Origin of the sequence: Segatella buccae ATCC 33574 (assembly GCF_000184945.1) — a bacterium.
Lineage (GTDB): Bacteria > Bacteroidota > Bacteroidia > Bacteroidales > Bacteroidaceae > Prevotella > Prevotella buccae.
This window is the reverse complement of sequence record NZ_GL586311.1, coordinates 1,740,981-1,759,386: the sequence shown is the minus strand read 5'-3', so window position 1 is coordinate 1,759,386 and position 18,406 is coordinate 1,740,981. Positions and strand designations below refer to the sequence as shown.

Genomic DNA, 18,406 nt, shown 5'->3' with positions numbered 1-18,406 from the left:
TTTGATGTCTGCCGGTGCTGTCAAGAAGCTATCGCAACCCGGTCTAACCTATCAAGGAGAGACGGCGCATCTCCGCCTCCACCACGTTGGTCAGCTCCACAAACTGCGCTATGGTGAGTTGTTCGGGCCGCCGGGTCATAACTTCCGCCGTAAAGAACTCGCCACTCGGCTGTGCTCCGGCAAACAGTTGCTTGAGGCTCACGCGCAACATCTTGCGGCGCTGGTTGAAAACAGCCTTCACCAAGCGTTTGAAAAGACGCTCGTCGCATCCCAAATCGGTCACGCCGTTGCGCGTCATGCGTATCACAGCACTCTTCACCTTGGGCGGAGGGTTAAACACATCCTCGTCTACGGTGAACAGATATTCCACATCATACCACGCCTGCATGAGCACCGAGAGGATGCCGTAGGCCTTGTTGCCGGGCTCGGATGCCATACGCAAGGCCACTTCGCGCTGTATCATGCCCGTGCAACAAGGAATAAGCTCCCTGTTGTCGAGCATCTTGAAGAATATCTGCGAGGAGATGTCATAGGGATAATTGCCCGTGAGCACAAAGGGCCGCCCGCCGAAAACCGTGTTTAAGTCCATGCGCAGGAAATCTTCGCCAATGATGTTGTCGTGCAGTGTGGGGAATGTTTCATGCAGATAGGCCACACTTTCCCGGTCTATCTCCACCGCCTTCACTTCGCGGGGTTTCGTCACAAGATATTGTGTGAGCACTCCCATCCCCGGTCCGATTTCCAAGACGGGCAGGCCGGGACAGGCATCCACCGTGTCGGCGATGCGCCGGGCGATGTTCAGATCGGTCAGGAAGTGCTGACCGAGATTCTTTTTAGGCTTGACTGACTTCATGTTCTTTGCACGTGATAGGCCGTTACCACCGGAGACCACACCCCAAAAAGCAGTATTTTCTCCCCCGGCAGCCCCTGCCGAATGTGCTGCAAAGGTAGAAAAAATAAACGGAACGGCAAAACAGCCGCCCCCATAAACGAACAAAGACCGGGCCAAAGGCTCGATCTCGTCTATTCAATTTTTAAACCAAATTTCTATTCTTATCAACTTAAAACTTCAATTTTCCGTCTACGTTGATGGCCTGAGCAACCATGATTGCTACGATGGCGAATGATAATAATGCTACCATAATCTTTTTACCTTTCTTTTTTGTTCTTACTACTATTGTTATCCTTGGTCGTCAAGTGATGGCTCACGTCATTTCTTTTCGACGATGCAAAGGTAAGAAGAAACTCCCGTGTACGCAAACAAATATGCTATAAAACATATATTTAGGTGCTTTTATTGATTCATGTCAATCCGATGAGTAAATAAAAAAGGCATTTTGTTTGGTGCTTTGCATGATTTACGTTACCTTTGTGGCTATATATTATGAAATTAAGGAAGCTATCAAACAGCACTCTGAAAGTATCTCTGTCGCTCTTGCTGGGCGGGGCCATACTCTACTGGATGTATCGGGGATTCGATTTCCGACGCGTGGAGTATGTCCTTCTCCATGAGATGAACTGGACATGGATGCTTCTCTCCTTTCCGCTCGGCATTTCGGCCCAGCTTTTCCGGGGCTGGCGATGGCGGCAAACCCTCGAACCGATAGACGAACATCCCCGCCTCGCGACGGCCGTCAACGCCATATTCCTTTCCTACGCCGTGAGTCTGGTGGTGCCACGCATTGGCGAATTTGCACGCTGCGGCGTGTTGAAGCGATGGGACAACGTTTCTTTTCCCAAGGCTTTGGGCACTGTTGTCACCGAGCGTGCCATCGACTCGCTGCTCGTCATGGTGATAACGGCCATCACGTTCGTGCTGCAAATCCCCGTCTTCCTCACCTTTTTCCGCACCACCGGCACCGATATCGACGGTCTGTTCGGCCGGTTCACCACTGTCGGCTACCTCGTGACGGCCGTTTGCGGCGTGGCCGTAGCCGTGCTCCTCTACTTTTTGGTGAAGAAACTCTCCATATATAATAAGGTGAAAGACACGCTCGGCAGCATCTGGCAAGGCGTGATGTCGCTGCGCAATGTGAAAAACGTGCCGCTCTTCATTTTCTTCACACTGGCCATTTGGGGCAGCTACTTCCTCCACTACTATCTCACCTTCTTTTGCTTCGAGGCCACATCGAGTCTTGGCATGATGTGCGCACTGGTCACATTCATTGTGGGCAGCATTGCCGTCATCGTGCCCACGCCCAACGGGGCGGGCCCTTGGCATTTTGCCGTGAAGACAATGCTCATCCTTTACGGCGTGGGGGCCAACGACGCCCTCTATTTTGTGCTCATCGTCCACTCCGTGCAGACACTCCTTGTGGTGTTTCTCGGCATTTACGCTTGGCTGGCCCTGTCTTTCACGGGGAAAAGGGCGTAGCCCGCAGGCAGCCCTTGAACGGGGTGAATGCACTGCAAACAGCATATCGAAACCAACCAAACTATCGTATAACATTTAAACCATACAGCTATGAATGAAATCAAAAATCTGAACCCGGTTGAGATTTGGCGTAACTTCCATTTGTTGATGCAAGTGCCCCGCCCATCGGGACATCTGGAGAAGATACAGCAGTTTCTCCTCGATTTTGCCAAGCAGGCAGGCGTAGAAGCCTTCCAAGACGCCGCCGGAAACATCATCATGCGCAAGCCGGCCACTCCCGGCATGGAGGGCAAGAAGGGGGTCATCTTGCAGGCCCACATGGACATGGTGCCGCAGAAGAGCCCCGACAGCAAGCACGACTTCACGACCGATCCCATCGAGCCCGTCATCGACGGTGAGTGGCTGCGTGCCAACCAAACCACACTCGGTGCCGACAACGGCCTGGGAGTAGCCACCATCATGGCTGTCATGGAGTCGAAAGACTTGAAACACGGGCCCGTGGAAGGCCTTATCACGGCCGATGAGGAAACCAGCATGTATGGGGCTACCAACCTGCCCGAGGGCGAACTCAATGGTGACATCCTCATGAACCTCGACTCCGAGACTTGGGGCAAATTTGTAATCGGCTCGGCCGGCGGCATCGACTTCACCGCCACACTCGACTATCAGGAGGCTGAGACCGACAAGACCGATGCTGCCATGAGAGTGACACTCAAGGGCTTGCGCGGCGGACACTCCGGACTGGAAATCAACGAAGGTCGTGCCAACGCCAACAAACTGATGGTGCGTTTCGTGCGCGAGGCCATCGAAGAGACCGATGCACGGTTGGCCGAATGGCACGGCGGCAACATGCGCAACGCCATTCCCTTCAAGGCCGAGGTGGTGCTCACCCTGCCCAAAGAGAACGTGGAGGCTCTGAAAGAACTCGTGGCCGACTGGAAAGCCGTCTTTGAAGACGAGTACAAAACCATCGAGCACAATATCGAGTTCTTCACCGAAGAGGTACCCACCCCCGAAAAGGAAGTGCCGGTGGAAATACAAGACAATCTCATTAATGCCATCTATGCCTGCCATAATGGCGTAGTGCGCATGATTCCGGTCTATCCCGACGTGGTAGAGACTTCTTCCAACCTCGCCATCATCGACATCGAGAGCGGAAAGGCTTTCATCAAGATACTTGTCCGCTCGTCGCGCGAAGACATGAAAGACTACATCGCTACCTCGCTGGAGAGCTGCTTCAACATGGCCGGCATGAAAGTGGAGATGAGCGGAAGCTACGGTGGTTGGGATCCCAACCCCGACAGCGAGGTTCTCAACCTGTTCAAAAAGATCTACAAAGAGCAGAATGGCGAGGAAGGAATCACGCAAGTGGATCACGCCGGACTGGAATGCTCCATCATCTTGGAAAAATATCCGCACCTTGATGTGGTGAGCCTGGGCCCGACCATCCGCAGTCCGCACACCACTGCAGAGCGTTGCCTCATTGCCACAGCCGCCCCGTTCTGGGCACTCATCAAGCAGGCTTTGCTCGAAGTCGGCGACAAATGAGCCTCAACAAGAAGAGATCGTAGGCTTTTGCGATGTAAGGATTGTTCCTTGCACATTTGCATTCAGCCCAAAAATGGATTATCTTTGCATAAGCAAGGGAAGCACGCGGGTGCTTCCCTTTTTTTAAAACAAAAGCCCTCCACCCCCCTAAAGAGAGCCCCCAACCCCTAAAAGGGGCTTTCCAACCTTGCAAAAGGGGCTCTTTGAGGTTCTCATTCGGGCCGAATGAGCTTCTAAGTGTGGCTCTTTTGCAAGGTCGGTTGGGCCAAGTGAGAAAATGGATGAGACGAATAGGGCTGATAAGGCGAATGGGACGAGAGGGGAAAATGGGGATGGAAAAATTGCGTGTAAGCCTTTTTCAAAAGTTTTAATAGATCGTGCTATATGCCCGCCAATGCCGACAAGCTGACTCACGAAAGTCATAAAGTGGTCGAAAAAAACACGGGAAATCATCGAAAACCTTATCGTTTACTGCGCGAATTAAACTACCTTTGCAAAAGAAAATATTCAACTCTAACGCAACATGAAAAAGAAAACCGCCCTTTTCGCCCTCTCTTTGCTGATAACCACATCCGCATCTGCACAACACACCCTCATCACGGGCACACTGAAAGACTCTGTCAAGAATGAAACGGAACCATACGCCACCGTGCGCGTGTTCCGGCCGTCCAACCGGCAGAAGCCTGTAGCCATGTCGCTCACCGATGCCGAAGGGCGCATCAAGCAGGCACTCGACGGCAAAGGCACTTTCATACTTACATTCTCCTCCGTGGGCAAGAAGCCCGTGATGCGCGAAGTCACACTCAATGGGCAGTCCATGCTTGCCCTTGGAGACGTATGCACGGCCGAAGATGCCACGGCACTGAAAAACGTGGAGGTGGTGGCACAGCGCCCCATCGTGAAAATGGAACCCGACAAGATGACCTATAACGTACAGGAAGACGGCGACTCGAAGTCGATGACGCTGCTCGACATGCTCCGCAAGGTGCCCATGGTGACAGTAGACGGACAGGACAACATCAGCGTGAACGGTTCGGCGAGCTTCAAGGTGTATGTAGACGGCAAGCCCAACCCGATGTTTCAGGCCAATGCCTCGCAGATATTCAAGTCGCTGCCGGCCTCGATGGTGAAAAACATTGAGGTGATCACCAATCCCGGAGCCAAATACGACGCGGAGGGGACGGGCGGTGTGCTCAACATCGTCATCAACCACGCGGGTGGTCAAGGCACTGAAAGCCTCAACGGCTACAACGGCAATGTGAGTCTGGCTGCGGGCAACAGAGGATATAGCGGTTCAGCTTTCGTCAGCGGACAGCAGGGGAAATTCAGCTACAGCGCGAATGCCACGCACAATCTCAACCGCAACCGGAACATACGCATATCCATCGACCGCACCCAGACGGCCCCAGGCGGCAACTCACAGATGCACTACGAACAGCGCAGTGACAACAAGACTCCCTTCAACATGGGCAACATGAGTCTGGGTTACGCCCTCGACTCGATGAGCACCCTCAATGCCAACATCGGCATCACGCAGTACCGGACATCCACCGACGGACTGCCACGCACCTCACTCTCGGGCGGCAGCTACGGCAGCGGCTTCACCTACTCCGCCCAAAGGGCCGACAAATACCACAACTTCGGCTTCAACGGCAGCATGGACTATCAGCGATTCTTCAACCGGGAACACACACGCAGCCTCACGGCAAGCTACCTGTTCACCGCCAACCCGTCGCGCTCGGAGAGTGAGAGCCGCTACGATGCCCCCTCGGGCATCACGGGACTCAACCTCACCGACCGCTACTCGGACGCCCATTTGCGCAGCACGGAACACACCGTGCAGATAGACTATGCCACCCCGGTGGCCAAAGGCCACTCATTAGATGTCGGGGCCAAATTCATCTCTCACCGCAACACGTCGGACTCGCGTTTCTACAACATTGCGGGCAATGCCAAAAACTATGACGAGGCCAACAGCACCGATTACGAAAACACACAACGAATATTGGCCGGCTACGCCGAATACCGCGCCGCACTGGGCAAGCTCGGCACCAAAGCGGGTCTGCGCTACGAGCACACCTGGGAAAACATCGACTTCCGCAAGGGGGCGGGCAGCGACTTCTCCAAGCACTACGGCAATCTCGTGCCTTCGGCCACACTGAGCTACAACCTTGCACCCACAACCAATCTGGGACTCAACTACAACATGCGCATACTCCGCCCGGGCGTGACCTACCTCAACCCCTATCGTGACAACTCCAATCCCACCAACGTGAGCTATGGCAATCCGGCACTCGATGTGGAGAAATCACACTACATAAGCCTCGTGTTCAACTACTATTCACCCAAATTGATGGTCAACGCCACGCTCGGCCAAAACTTGTGCAACAACCAGATTGCCACCTACTCGTTCATGGAAGACAACCGGCTGCACACCACCTACGGCAACGTGGTGAAGAACCGGTGGACCAGCTTCAACACCTTCATGCGCTGGATGGCGGGCAAGCACACCACGCTGATGCTCAATGCCGCCCTGGACTACGGAGACATGCGCTCCTCAACCCTCAACCGGCGCAACCACGGATGGCAGACCATGGGCTACGCTTCCCTGCAACAGACCTTGCCGTGGCTGCTGAAATGGTCGCTCGGCGTGTATGCCAACTCCCGCCACTACGACCTTCAGGGCTATCAGAGCGGCAACAGCCTGCTGTTCACCTCGCTCAACAAAGACCTCTGCAAAGACCGGCTCACACTGAGCCTGCTCTACGTGGTGCCGCTTACGGGTAAGTATCGGGTGAACAGCTACAGCCACGGGGCCGACTTCGAGCAGCATACTAAAATCCTCGTACCCATACAGATGGTGCGGCTCACGGCCACATGGAAATTCGGCAACACCCAAAAACAATTCCGCCAACGGCAAAGCCGCATCAACAACGACTTCGGAGAACGGAAGTCGGAGAGCCAGCAACTGAACAATATCGGGTCTGGAACCGGTATAGGCATGTAAAAACACAGAGGCGGATCTCCTGCCGGAAGTCCGCCTCTCTAACAATGCAGCATGATGAAAAAACGACTCAAACACTCCGAAGTGGTCTTCTTCGGCCAACAGACATTCCTCTATCTCACCTTCATCGGGATATGGTCACTCGTGATTTTCAGCATCGAGAAAAATCTTGATGCCGCTTGGGAGTCGATAAGAATCACCAGTTCGCTGCTCCTGATACTCTGGATTGTTTTCGGATTAAACAACTACTTGCTCGTCCCGAAAATCTACGAATCGAAAAAGCATCCTAAAATCAAACGGTGGCTTTTCTGGCTGTTGAATCTTGGCATCATCCTCCTTTTAAACCGCGAGATATTACTCCACGGCCCCGACGGCTCGCAAGTGGTGTGGAACGAAGCCACCCGCATCGGCACTTATATATTCCACGTGGTGCTGATAGTCATCAACTATGCCATGATAGGACTGGCCATAGGCCGCCACTATTATCTGCACCAAAAACAACTGAAACGACAACTCGCCGAGGAACGACAGAGAAACACAGAGGCCGAACTGGCATGGCTGAAGAACCAGCTCAATCCCCACTTCCTTTTCAACACGCTCAACAACATCTCCAGCCTCACACAGATAGATGCCGACATGGCACAAGACAAGATAGGCCGGTTGAGCGATCTGTTGCGCTACGCACTCTACGAGACACGCTCGGAGCGCGTGGCACTGGGCAGCGAGGTGGAATTCATGCAAAACTACATCGACCTGATGAGTCTGCGCTGCGGCCCTAACGTGGTCATAACGACAGATTTCGAGACCGTTGACGGGGCACTCCCGATAGCCCCCATGCTCTTTCTATCGCCCATAGAAAACGCTTTCAAACATGGAGTGAGCAGCAGCAAGCCCTCTTTCATCCACATTTCGCTCTCCGTGCATGCCGGAAGCCTCGCCTTCTCATGCGAAAACAGCAACTATCCTAAAGGCGACAGCAACCGCAGCGGGTCGGGCATAGGCACCGAGAACCTGCGCCGGCGACTGCAACTGCTCTATCCCGACCGCCACGACTTCGTATGCGGTCCCGATGGCGACACCTATTACGTAAACATCAGACTATGGAACAACTGACCTGCATCATCGTAGATGACGAACCGCTGGCTATCCGGCTGCTCGAAAACTTCATCGGCCGCACGCCTTTTCTTACCCTCCGGGCAAGCTATGCCGACTCCGTAGAGGCACTCTCGGCCCTGAGGGAGAATCCCTCCGACCTCGTATTTCTCGACATCCAAATGCCCGACCTCGACGGCATGGAACTCTCGCGCATGGTGCCCGACGACACCCGCATCATCTTCACCACGGCATTCAAGCAATATGCTTTCGACAGTTACGAGGTGAACGCGCTCGACTTCTTGCTCAAGCCCATTCGCTACAACAAGTTTCTGGCCGCAGCCGAAAAGGCCAAACAATGGTTTGAACTGCGGGAGAAAGCTGCAGCCGCACCAACCAAACAGCCCACGGAGACTGCGACCGACGACGCACTGTTTATCAAGGCCGACGGCGAACTGAAACGGGTGGAACTGAGCCGGCTGCTCTTTGTGATGGGCATGAAAGACTATGTGGTGTTTCAGCTCTTGCCCGATGACTCCCACCGAGAGCACGCTAAAGGGGAGACACTCATCACCCACCTGACTATGACGGCCGTAGAAGGCCTGCTACCCGCAGGCCGCTTCCTGCGCGTGCACCGCAGCTACATCGTCGCACTCGACAAAATAAGGTCGGTAGACAAAAACAACTGCATCTACATCGGCAACGAAATCATCCATGTGACGGAGGCCTTCAGAGAGAAATTCCAACGCTATCTTGCCGGAAAAACAGCCGGATAAAACCCCGTTTTATCTTTGCCGTTACGCTTTTTTGGTGTAACTTTGCATCGGTTAAAAGCATTCACACATGAACGCACTCGTCAGCTTCATCAAAAACTGGACGCTCCCCGTGGCTATGGGCACGGGGGGCATTGTCTATCTGCTTTTCCGGTTCGTCCCTGCTCTCCGCCCGATAGGCCAATGGTATGCGCCCCACAATGCAAATGTGCTGCCCGACTTCATGTTTCTCATACTCTTTGTCACTTTCTGCAAGGTCGATTTCAGGAAACTGCTGCCTGTAAAGTGGCATTTCTGGATAGGCATACAGCAAGTGGTCTTCGTCGCTGCGCAGTTGGGAATCATCATCGGTTTCAATCTCAGGGGCAACGCCCTCATCATGATGGAAGCCATACTGGTGTGCATCATCGGGCCATGCGCAGCCGCGGCGGCTGTGGTGACAGCCAAACTGGGGGGCAGTCTGGAAGAAATGACCACCTATACCTTCATCTCCAATTTCATCTCTGCCCTGCTCATCCCCCTTTGCTTCCCCCTACTTCCGGCAGCGGATGGTGAGGCAGCTGAAGTGGCGGCATTCTTTCCCTTGTTTCTCACCATATTATATAAGGTGAGCATCGTGCTGCTGCTCCCCATGCTGTGCGCCTACATCGTCAAGCACCGGTTCAAGCGTCTCCATCGCCGGATAGTCAGCGTCAAGGATTTGAGCTATTATCTATGGGGCTGCTCGCTTGTCGTGGTCACCGGCACCACCGCCATGAACATTGTCGAAGCATGGGAACACACCTCCGTTTTCTTTCTCTGTTCCATCGCTGTGATGGGCCTGCTGCTCTGCATCATCCAGTTTGCCACCGGTCGTTTCATAGGGCACTATTTCGATAAGACCATCGAAGCCGGCCAGTCGCTCGGCCAGAAGAATACGGCTTTCTCCATCTGGGTGGCCACGGCATTCCTCCATCCGCTCTCCTCCGTGGGCCCCGGTTGCTACATTCTGTGGCAGAATATCATCAATTCGGTGGAAATATGGATTTTCCGGAAACGGGGCATGGAACGGTCGTCGTAACCCGATGCTTGAAAGGAGATTAGAAAATAGAAGACAGATGGTCCGATGATAAAAAACAAATGTTAGGAATGCCAGAGAATATTTCTCGAAAATAAACTGTAATTTTGAATCATCAACACTGCTTATCCGGAAAAGAAACTACAAAACAGAATGCAATGAACATTATTGTATCACAGGAGATAGAATCGGTATGCCCGGGATTTGTGGGAGCCTGCGTGGAGGCTGAGGTGAAGAATACGCCTTTCTGCCAACCGCTTTGGGAAGAAATCAAGGCATTGGGCGAGAAATTCAAGGCCGAACTGACCACAGAGACGCTGAAAGACATCAGCGGTATTGCCGCCACACGCCGCGTGTATCGTGCCTGTGGCAAAGATCCGTCGCGCTACAGGCCAGCCTCGGAAGCCCTCATCCGCCGTCTGTTGCTGGGCAAAGAACTCTACCAAATAGACACGCTTGTGGATCTCACCAACCTTGCCAGCATCGCATACGGCTACAGCATAGGCGGATTTGATGCCGACAAGTTTGAGGGCGACACGCTCACCCTGGGTGTGGGGCGCGAGGGAGAACCCTACGAAGGCATTGGCAGGGGCATCATCAACATAGCCGGGCTGCCGGTCTATCGTGATGCTCGTGGCGGAGTGGGCACACCCACCAGCGACAATGAGCGCACGAAAATAGACATTGCCACCACCCACCTCATGGTGCTCATCAACGGCTATGACGGGTGCGAAGACAAGGTGAGGGCCAATGCCGAATTCATACAACGGTTGCTACGGCAATACGCGCACAGCGACGGAGGCTCCTACTTCACCTACAGATGAATGGCGGAAGCCATGCGAAAGTTTAGCCTGCAGGAGAAAGTACTGCAAAATAAACAACCATTTATTTTGTAGTTTACCTTTTTTACACTACCTTTGCAACGCAAAACAGAAACATTCATAAACAACATGGACGATTATCACGCGGAAAATTACAATTTCTAAGGCGTGAGGATTTTGCAAGCTGCTAATCCCCACACCTATTATTATTGTGGAGATAAGCAACGATGAGAACCTACTGGAACATTACCGATAAACTGACTGCACTCAAGGAGTGGCAGCCGGGCTGCTGGATACAAGTGACTTGCCCCACGGACGAAGACCGGGATATGCTGGAAGAGAAATTCAACATACCCGACTACTTCCTTTCCGACATTAGCGATACCGACGAGCGGGCCCGCTACGAATACGACGATGGATGGATGCTCACCATTCTGCGTATCCCTTACGTGAAAGAAATACGCTCGCGCACACCTTACACCACCGTGCCGCTGGGTATCATACACAAGCGTGACGTGACCATCACTGTGTGCTACTACGAGACGACGATGATGATGGACTTTGTGGGCTATCAGCAGAAAAGGGGCGAAGGGTTTACCGACTATGTAGATCTCACTTTCCGCCTGTTCCTCTCCTCGGCCGTGTGGTATCTGAAACGGTTGAAACAAATCAATGCCCTCATCGAAAAGGCCAAACGTAATCTTGATCAAGACGTGAACAACGAGAGCCTCATCGGCCTAAGCCGGCTGCAAGACTCACTCACTTACTTCATCACCTCTATCCGAGGAAATGAAAATCTGTTAGCTAAGTTGAAATTCAAACTGCAAGTGGACGAACTCGATGCCGACCTCATTGAGGATGTCAATATCGAGATGACTCAGGCCCGGGAAACAACCAGCATCTATTCCGATATTCTGGAATCGACGATGGACACCTATTCAAGCATCATCAACAACAACATGAATACCGTGATGCGTACACTCACCTCGGTGAGCATCATCATGATGTTTCCCACACTCATCGCTTCTCTTTTCGGCATGAACCTCGTCAACGGCATGGAGACGAGCCGTTTCGGCTTTGCCATTGCGCTCGTACTATCCGTCATAGTGTCGGGGGTGTCATGGTGGATTTTGCGTTTTAAAAGGCTTGTTTAAGCGATTTTTTATAAAAAAAAGACCTAAAATTAGGTAATTACGATATTTTTAACTAAGTTTGCACAACATAAGGGCTTCGCAAAACACCAAGGTCTTGAAAAACAAAACCTATCCGGTGGATTCAATGAGAAAAGCGAAGTGATGGAATATCATGTCATAAACTAAAAGCAGTTAAATGATGGACTCTCAAGAAAACATCCTCGAACAGGGAAATGCAGTAGAAGAGAAACAGGTGGAGCCTACGGCCTCACCAGTTGAAAACATGCCGGCTGAAGTTGTCGACCAGACGACTCCGGATACCGATGCCCCCCAAGCTGCGGAAGCGAAAGAGGCTGTCAAGACCGTCTATTCAACTAAACAAGAAGTACTGAAAAGGGTGAAAGAACTCGCCCACGGCGAAGAACAACCGCAGAAAGACGAGGTGGATCACCTCAAGACGACTTTCTACAAGCTACACATAGCTGAAAGAGAAGCCGAACAGAAGGCATATCTCGACAACGGAGGAGATCCGGACAAATATCAGGTGACTCCGGATGAGGACGAGGAGACCTTTAAGGCCGAAATGATACTCATCAAGGAAAAGCGTGCCAAACAGTTTCAGGAGCAGGAAAACGAAAAAAAGGAGAACCTGCAAAAGAAACTCGATATCATCGAAAAGATAAAAGGCATGGCCACTTCGCCCGAAGAGGCCAACAAATCATATCAGGAATTTAAGGCGCTGCAACAGCAGTGGAAGGAAATCAAGGCTGTGCCAGCCGAGAAAGCTAACGAACTGTGGCGTAACTATCAGTTCTATGTGGAACAGTTCTACGACTTGCTGAAACTCAACAGTGAAGCCCGCGAGCTCGACTTCAAGAAGAACCTGGAGCTCAAGACCAAACTCTGTGAGGCTGCCGAGAAACTCGACGAGGTAGACGACATCATCAGTGCGTTCCACCAGTTGCAGGAGTTGCATCAACAATATCGCGAAATCGGTCCTGTGGCCAAGGAACAGCGAGAGGAGATATGGGCCCGCTTCAAGGCAGCCAGCACTGTGATCAACAAGAAACATCAGCAACACTTCGAGCAGTTGAGGGCACAGGAAGAAGACAATCTTGCCAAAAAGACAGCTCTCTGCGAAAAGGTGGAGGCTATTGCCAAGGAAGAAAACAAAGGTACAGCCGACTGGGAGAAACATACCAAGCAGATTATCGACATCCAATCGGAATGGAAGAAGATAGGATTCGCCCCTCAGAAGATGAACGTAAAAATCTTCGAGCGTTTCCGCAAAACCTGTGACGACTTCTTTGGCCGTAAAGCCCTATTCTTTAAAGAACTGAAACAACGGTATGCCGAAAATGCCGAGAAAAAGAAAGTGCTTGTAGAAAAAGCTCAGGCTTTGGCCGACAGCACCGATTGGAAATCTACCAGTGACAAGCTCATCGCCCTGCAAAAGGAATGGAAGACCATCGGCACTGTTCCCAGACGGTTGGGCGACCAACTATGGAATGACTTCCTCGGTGCCTGCAACAAGTTTTTCGAAGCGCGCAATGCGGCAAATGCAGGTACCCGCAATGAGGAGCACAGCAACCTCTCAAAGAAAAAAGACATTGTCACCCAACTGAAAGCGCTTGCCGAGTCGGCTAGTGATAATTTACAGGAAAATGTGCAGAAACTGGTTGAGGAATATCAGGCTATCGGTCATGTACCTTTCAAGGAGAAGGACAAGATATACAAGGAATATCACGACATACTTGACAAACTGTATAAAGACCTCAACATCTCGGTGGCTCGCCGCAAACTTGACAATTTCAAAAGCAACCTCAAGAATGTGGCCGAACGAGGAGTGGACGCACTGGATAACGAGCGAGGCCGGCTCATGCGACGCTACGAGGGACTCAAACAGGAGATCAACACATACGAGAACAACCTCGGATTTCTCAATGCCAGCAGTAAAAAAGGCAACAGTCTCATTGACGAGATGAACCGAAAGGTGCAGAAACTGAAAGACGACATGGAACTTGTCAAACAGAAAATCAAGGCCATCGATGCCGAGAATAAAGAATAAAAGGACCACGTACCACACAATAAACAGCCGCCGTATGACAAAGGACACTTCCTTCCATACGGCGGTTTTTATGTCGAAGCCATTTGCATGCTTCAACTGAGAGAGAGATTTATTTTTATAGTTTAAGGGAGCATGCCTCTGTCGCAAACGAGGACAAAAACTCGGAGTTTACCGCTTCTTGAGTGCATCGGTATCTATTTTCGACATACCACTTCTCGAAATTTTGGTACGTGCAGCCACACCGGAAAGTTTGATTCGTGATACACCACTGTTTTCCACCTCAAGTAGATCACTATTAACCCGGAGATTGAGATAGCCTGCACCGCTGTTCTCCACTTTTGCCAGTCGGCCCTTAAAATTCACTTCCATCTTGGCAGCCCCCGACTGCTCCAATGAAAGCACATCGGCAGCGATGTCAAGTGTACCCTTGCACGTGCCTGACACATCCAACTCTGCCTTACGGGCTGCAACACGGCCGCTTATTTTCCCCACTCCACTCAGTTCTCCACTGAATGTACGACACTTGATGGTTGAGAATTCACAAACGGAAACTCCCGAGAGTTCCACTTCAAAGTCGTCTGCCACAATGTTGGCGGCATGGAATCCCGATACACCCGAAATCTCTACACCTTTCAGATGGGGTGCCGTGACATCTACCCTGATTTTCGCATTGTTGACACCTCGATTTATTTTAGTCTCCACAACGAGCACACCATCACTTACTTTCATCTTCAGGTATTTCAACAATTTTTCGTCAGCTGTGGCTTTTACCGAATAGCGGTCACCTTGTGTGAAGTAAATTTGGGCAACTCCACTACACTCTATCTCATTGAATCCTTCAAGCCGATAGGTCTGGCTCACCGTCTTGCCACCCCATCCCGATGTCGCCGATTCTGCAGCACGCAGGCTCCGTTGTCCGCTATTGCGTACAAGATCGGCTAGTCCAGACAAACCGGATATCACCGTTGCCTCCGAAAATCTTCCCGGCGCATCTTGCAACCCATTCAGCACTTTATCGGGTGCTTTTTCTCCACCGTCAGCCCTTTCAAGAAGATTGTCAATGTGGCAGGAAGTCCATATCCCCCACCCCAACAAGGCTACCAAACACAATAGAATATTCCTTTTCATACTACATTATTTTAATTTGTCCATTCTCATTTGCTTATTTGACGCACAGGGATGGCATAAAGTTGCAACCCAGCAAAAAAAATTGCCGCAACTCGTCAAAGTTGCGGCAATTAACAAAACAATACCTTCTTATCGCTTTCTCCTTTCGGAGTCCACATCGTGGACCTGGTGGGAGTCGAACCCACGTCCGCACAAGGAAATCATACGCTTTCTACATGCTTATTCCGGCCTTTGATTTTCGAACATCAGCAAGACCCGGACCACCAACTGATGCCTTATCCTCTAAATTTCACTCGGGCAGCGAGGCATACCCAAGCTATTTCCGATTTACCTGCACCGCTTGACCCTCTGATTCGGAACAACATCTTTGGAGCAGTGTCTCGTTCCATCACCTGGTGACGGAATAAAGCCAATAGTCTACTATACTTCGACTAGGCAGCGAGAGCGTAATTGTTTTCGCCAATTAAATTTTTGTTCACTCTGTTTAAGGAGATAGCCAACGAGGCTCCGCATGCTTACATACCATTTCGTCTCGCCGTCAAATCCAGTCAAGCCCGAAAATATTGGTACATTATATCAGATTGCAAAGATAATGCCAATCTTCGAAACGTGCAAGGAAAAATAGAAGAAATGTATGATTTACACGGCAAACAGGCGCATTTTTCCATTAAAAATAAGTACCTTTGCAACAAAATACGTCTTTTTCAGTTATCATAGCATAAGAAATAAGAGATAGCAGCATAAATGAAACGGAAACTAATATTCTCCCTTTTACTCACGCTCTGCACACTCGGTGTGGCAGCACAATCGTCGATGACCGACAATCAAGCGATGCAGTTTGTGGTGAAAGAGCATGAAGCCGGTACGTCGAATGCACAGATTGTGACCAAACTGATGCAGCGCGGAGTGGACATCACACAGATACGCCGTGTGAGAAACAAGTATGAGCGCGAAATGAAGCAGCAGGGAAGTCTGGGGAGTGTGAACGAAGGCAAGACGGGAACACGGATGCGCGAAAACAATGGAAAAACGCGCGAAGAATATCAAGAGGCTGCACAGAATTATTCCAACTATCAGATAAAGGATGGCAACACCACTTATCCACGTACCTACGACAAGACCAACGTGGAATATACGGACATGGAGAGCGAGTTGGGCGAAATAGTGCCCATGGACTCCACAGAGTTGCTCAAGAAACTGCTGGAGGAACGCAAGGCGAAGAAAAACAAAGTGTTCGGGCGTGACATCTTCAACAACAAGATGCTCTCGTTTGAGCCCAATATGAACATAGCCACACCGCAAAACTATCGGTTGGGGCCGGGCGACGCGGTGATTATCGACATCTACGGCGCTTCACAGAAGACGGTGGAAGCTACCGTAAGTCCCGATGGCGAGGTGACCATTGAGGGATTTGGCCCTGTGCAGGTGAGCGGCCTCACCGTGGCGCAGGCAAACGCCCGCCTGCGATCCACACTTGGCACACGTTACAGTAGCAGTCGTGTGAAACTCACCGTGGGGCAGACCAAAACCATCATGGTGAATGTCATGGGTGAGGTGAAAGCACCGGGCACTTATACGCTCTCGGCCTTTGCCACCGTATTCCATGCACTCTACATGGCCGGAGGCACCAACGATCTGGGCACACTGCGCAACATCAAGGTGTACAGGCACAACAAACTTGTTACCGTGGTAGATATCTACGACTACATTCTTAATGGTAAGCTTACGGGCAATGTGCGCTTGGCCGACAACGATGTGATCGTGGTGGGGCCATACGACTGCTTGGTGAACATCACCGGAAAGGTGAAACGCCCCATGTTCTATGAAATGAAAAAGAACGAGAGCGTTGGTTCGCTGCTGAAATATGCCGGCAGTTTCACAGGCGATGCTTATAAGAAGAGTGTGCGGGTGAACCGAAAGACCGGCCGTGAATATGCCGTATTCAATGTGGGGGAGTTTGAGTTCAGCAGTTTTCACATCGCCGACGGTGATTCGGTGAGTGTCGACTCCATCCTACCACGCTATGAGAATACCGTGGAGGTGAGGGGAGCCGTATTCCGTCCGGGTAAATACAACATCAACGGCGAAATCAACAGCGTGCGCACCCTTGTCCAACATGCCGAAGGGCTCACCGAGGAGGCTTTCACCAATCGGGCCGTGATGCACCGCATGAAACCAGACCGCACACTTGAGGTGGTGAGCGTGGACATCGCCGGCATCATGGACGGTAAGGTGGCCGACATTCCGCTCAAGGAAAACGACGTGCTCTTTATCCCCACTCGCGGTGATGTGCAAACGGAGCGCACCATCACCATTCGGGGCGAAGTACACTACCCAGGAGTCTACAAATATGCTGACAATGAGACGATTGAAGACTTCGTGCTGCAAGCCGGCGGATTGACCGACAAGGCTTCGACGATAAAGGTGAACGTATCACGCCGTGTGACCAATCCCAAAGCCTTGAGGCCCGACAGCCTGATAGCCAAAAACTACACCATGTCGCTGAAAGACGGGTTTGTGGTAGACGGTACGCCGGGCTTTACGCTCATGCCCTTCGACGAGGTGAGTGTGTTCAAGAGTCCCGGCACCATAGAACAGCAAAACGTGGAGGTAGATGGCGAGGTAATGTTTGCCGGCACCTACACGCTCAGCAAGCGTAACGCCCGCCTCTCCGACCTCATAGCCGCTGCGGGTGGAGCCACCAATTTGGCCTACATCAAAGGGGCACGGTTGGAACGACGCACCAACGAGGCTGAGCGGACGCGTATGCAAGCGGCCTACAGAATGGCCATCGAACAGCAGCAGAAAAATATGCTCGAACTGGCAGCACGCAGCAACAACGCTTCGGCTGTATCGCAGATGGCGGAGAAAGGACAGTCGGCCCAATTACAGAAGTTTGAAGTGCCCGGCACCTATCAGGTGGGCATCGAACTCGAAACCGCCCTGTCCCGTCCGGGCAGCGATGCCGACCTCGTGCTGCGTGAGGGCGACCGCCTCATCGTTCCGAAATACAACGGCACGGTGAAAATCAACGGTGCTGTGATGTATCCCAACACCATAGCCTACGAAAAAGGCAAAAATGCCAAATACTACATTGATGCTGCCGGCGGTTTCGCCACAGATGCCAAGAAGAGTAATGCCTACATCATTTATATGAACGGCATGATAGGCAAGGTGGCCCACGGCGCAAAGGTGCGCCCGGGGTGCGAAATCGTAGTGCCCTCGAAAGCCACCAACAAGATGAGTTTGGCTGAAAAGCTCACCATGGGCTCCAGCATTTCCAGTATCGCTGCCATGATAGCCACGATCGCCAGTCTGAGCAAATAACGCCTCTCGCCTGACAGTAATCACACATGTCCAATCTCATCAATATCATTAGTTTTTTGATATGAGCACTAAGACTGGACG

The 18,406-nt window shown here is 51.7% G+C and carries 12 protein-coding genes and 1 other RNA gene; 10 read left to right on the top strand and 3 right to left on the bottom strand.

Translation table 11 applies throughout. The annotated features are described in order from the left end of the window. Positions 1-43: 43 nt before the first annotated feature. Positions 44-853, bottom strand: coding sequence for a 16S rRNA (adenine(1518)-N(6)/adenine(1519)-N(6))-dimethyltransferase RsmA (gene rsmA, locus HMPREF6485_RS06710; RefSeq protein WP_036926958.1), 810 nt, complete (start codon positions 851-853; stop codon positions 44-46). A 531-nt stretch (positions 854-1,384) separates the two neighbouring features. On the opposite strand from rsmA, the gene HMPREF6485_RS06705 reads away from it, so the two are divergent. From HMPREF6485_RS06705 to HMPREF6485_RS06665, 9 genes are all read left to right on the top strand, one after another. Next, the gene (locus HMPREF6485_RS06705; protein WP_004345567.1) at positions 1,385-2,374 is read left to right on the top strand and encodes a lysylphosphatidylglycerol synthase transmembrane domain-containing protein; all 990 of its coding nucleotides are present in this window, start codon (positions 1,385-1,387) and stop codon (positions 2,372-2,374) included. 90 nt (positions 2,375-2,464) lie between these two features. After that, positions 2,465-3,922, top strand: a complete 1,458-nt coding sequence (locus HMPREF6485_RS06700; RefSeq protein ID WP_004345566.1) for an aminoacyl-histidine dipeptidase — start codon at positions 2,465-2,467, stop codon at positions 3,920-3,922. Positions 3,923-4,445: 523 nt separating this feature from the next. Next, positions 4,446-6,929 carry a TonB-dependent receptor domain-containing protein gene (locus HMPREF6485_RS06695; protein ID WP_004345563.1) on the top strand — a complete coding sequence of 828 codons (2,484 nt, stop codon included), beginning with the start codon at positions 4,446-4,448 and terminating at the stop codon, positions 6,927-6,929. Between the two features lie 51 nt (positions 6,930-6,980). Next, positions 6,981-8,039, top strand: coding sequence for a sensor histidine kinase (locus HMPREF6485_RS06690; protein WP_004340226.1), 1,059 nt, complete (start codon positions 6,981-6,983; stop codon positions 8,037-8,039). After that, a complete protein-coding gene (locus HMPREF6485_RS06685; protein WP_004345562.1) occupies positions 8,027-8,794 on the top strand; it encodes a LytR/AlgR family response regulator transcription factor in 768 nt (255 codons plus the stop codon). The genes HMPREF6485_RS06690 and HMPREF6485_RS06685 overlap by 13 nt, the downstream gene beginning before the upstream one ends. A 67-nt stretch (positions 8,795-8,861) precedes the next feature. Next, positions 8,862-9,851 (top strand): bile acid:sodium symporter family protein, encoded by a 990-nt coding sequence (locus tag HMPREF6485_RS06680; RefSeq protein ID WP_004345561.1) that lies wholly within the window; start codon positions 8,862-8,864, stop codon positions 9,849-9,851. A 155-nt stretch (positions 9,852-10,006) separates the two neighbouring features. After that, entirely contained in the window at positions 10,007-10,672 is a 666-nt protein-coding gene (locus HMPREF6485_RS06675; RefSeq protein WP_004345559.1) for a B3/B4 domain-containing protein, read from the top strand. A 224-nt stretch (positions 10,673-10,896) separates the two neighbouring features. Beyond that, positions 10,897-11,823: a magnesium transporter CorA family protein gene (locus HMPREF6485_RS06670; RefSeq protein ID WP_004340222.1), complete on the top strand. Its 927-nt coding sequence runs from the start codon at positions 10,897-10,899 to the stop codon at positions 11,821-11,823. Between the two features lie 175 nt (positions 11,824-11,998). Then, positions 11,999-13,870 carry a DUF349 domain-containing protein gene (locus HMPREF6485_RS06665; protein WP_004345558.1) on the top strand — a complete coding sequence of 624 codons (1,872 nt, stop codon included), beginning with the start codon at positions 11,999-12,001 and terminating at the stop codon, positions 13,868-13,870. 168 nt (positions 13,871-14,038) lie between these two features. On the opposite strand, the gene HMPREF6485_RS06660 is transcribed toward HMPREF6485_RS06665, so the two are convergent. Continuing rightward, complete coding sequence (locus tag HMPREF6485_RS06660) at positions 14,039-14,998, bottom strand: GIN domain-containing protein (RefSeq protein WP_004345557.1); 960 nt, start codon at positions 14,996-14,998, stop codon at positions 14,039-14,041. A gap of 157 nt (positions 14,999-15,155) precedes the next feature. Then, positions 15,156-15,554, bottom strand: a transfer-messenger RNA (tmRNA) gene (ssrA, locus tag HMPREF6485_RS13560). Positions 15,555-15,742: 188 nt separating this feature from the next. Here ssrA and HMPREF6485_RS06650 point away from each other — a divergent pair. Next, complete coding sequence (locus HMPREF6485_RS06650; protein ID WP_004345555.1) at positions 15,743-18,325, top strand: polysaccharide biosynthesis/export family protein; 2,583 nt, start codon at positions 15,743-15,745, stop codon at positions 18,323-18,325. Positions 18,326-18,406 lie beyond the last annotated feature (81 nt).

What these genes read in the sequence shown, in the direction of transcription:
- HMPREF6485_RS06685 (WP_004345562.1), top strand. Translation starts at nt 8,027, where the DNA reads ATGGAACAACTGACCTGCATCATCGTAGATGACGAACCGCTGGCTATC.
- HMPREF6485_RS06660 (WP_004345557.1), bottom strand. Translation starts at nt 14,998, where the DNA reads ATGAAAAGGAATATTCTATTGTGTTTGGTAGCCTTGTTGGGGTGGGGG.
- HMPREF6485_RS06650 (WP_004345555.1), top strand. Translation starts at nt 15,743, where the DNA reads ATGAAACGGAAACTAATATTCTCCCTTTTACTCACGCTCTGCACACTC.
- HMPREF6485_RS06665 (WP_004345558.1), top strand. Translation starts at nt 11,999, where the DNA reads ATGATGGACTCTCAAGAAAACATCCTCGAACAGGGAAATGCAGTAGAA.
- HMPREF6485_RS06700 (WP_004345566.1), top strand. Translation starts at nt 2,465, where the DNA reads ATGAATGAAATCAAAAATCTGAACCCGGTTGAGATTTGGCGTAACTTC.
- rsmA (WP_036926958.1), bottom strand. Translation starts at nt 853, where the DNA reads ATGAAGTCAGTCAAGCCTAAAAAGAATCTCGGTCAGCACTTCCTGACC.
- HMPREF6485_RS06690 (WP_004340226.1), top strand. Translation starts at nt 6,981, where the DNA reads ATGATGAAAAAACGACTCAAACACTCCGAAGTGGTCTTCTTCGGCCAA.
- HMPREF6485_RS06680 (WP_004345561.1), top strand. Translation starts at nt 8,862, where the DNA reads ATGAACGCACTCGTCAGCTTCATCAAAAACTGGACGCTCCCCGTGGCT.
- HMPREF6485_RS06675 (WP_004345559.1), top strand. Translation starts at nt 10,007, where the DNA reads ATGAACATTATTGTATCACAGGAGATAGAATCGGTATGCCCGGGATTT.
- HMPREF6485_RS06695 (WP_004345563.1), top strand. Translation starts at nt 4,446, where the DNA reads ATGAAAAAGAAAACCGCCCTTTTCGCCCTCTCTTTGCTGATAACCACA.
- HMPREF6485_RS06705 (WP_004345567.1), top strand. Translation starts at nt 1,385, where the DNA reads ATGAAATTAAGGAAGCTATCAAACAGCACTCTGAAAGTATCTCTGTCG.
- HMPREF6485_RS06670 (WP_004340222.1), top strand. Translation starts at nt 10,897, where the DNA reads ATGAGAACCTACTGGAACATTACCGATAAACTGACTGCACTCAAGGAG.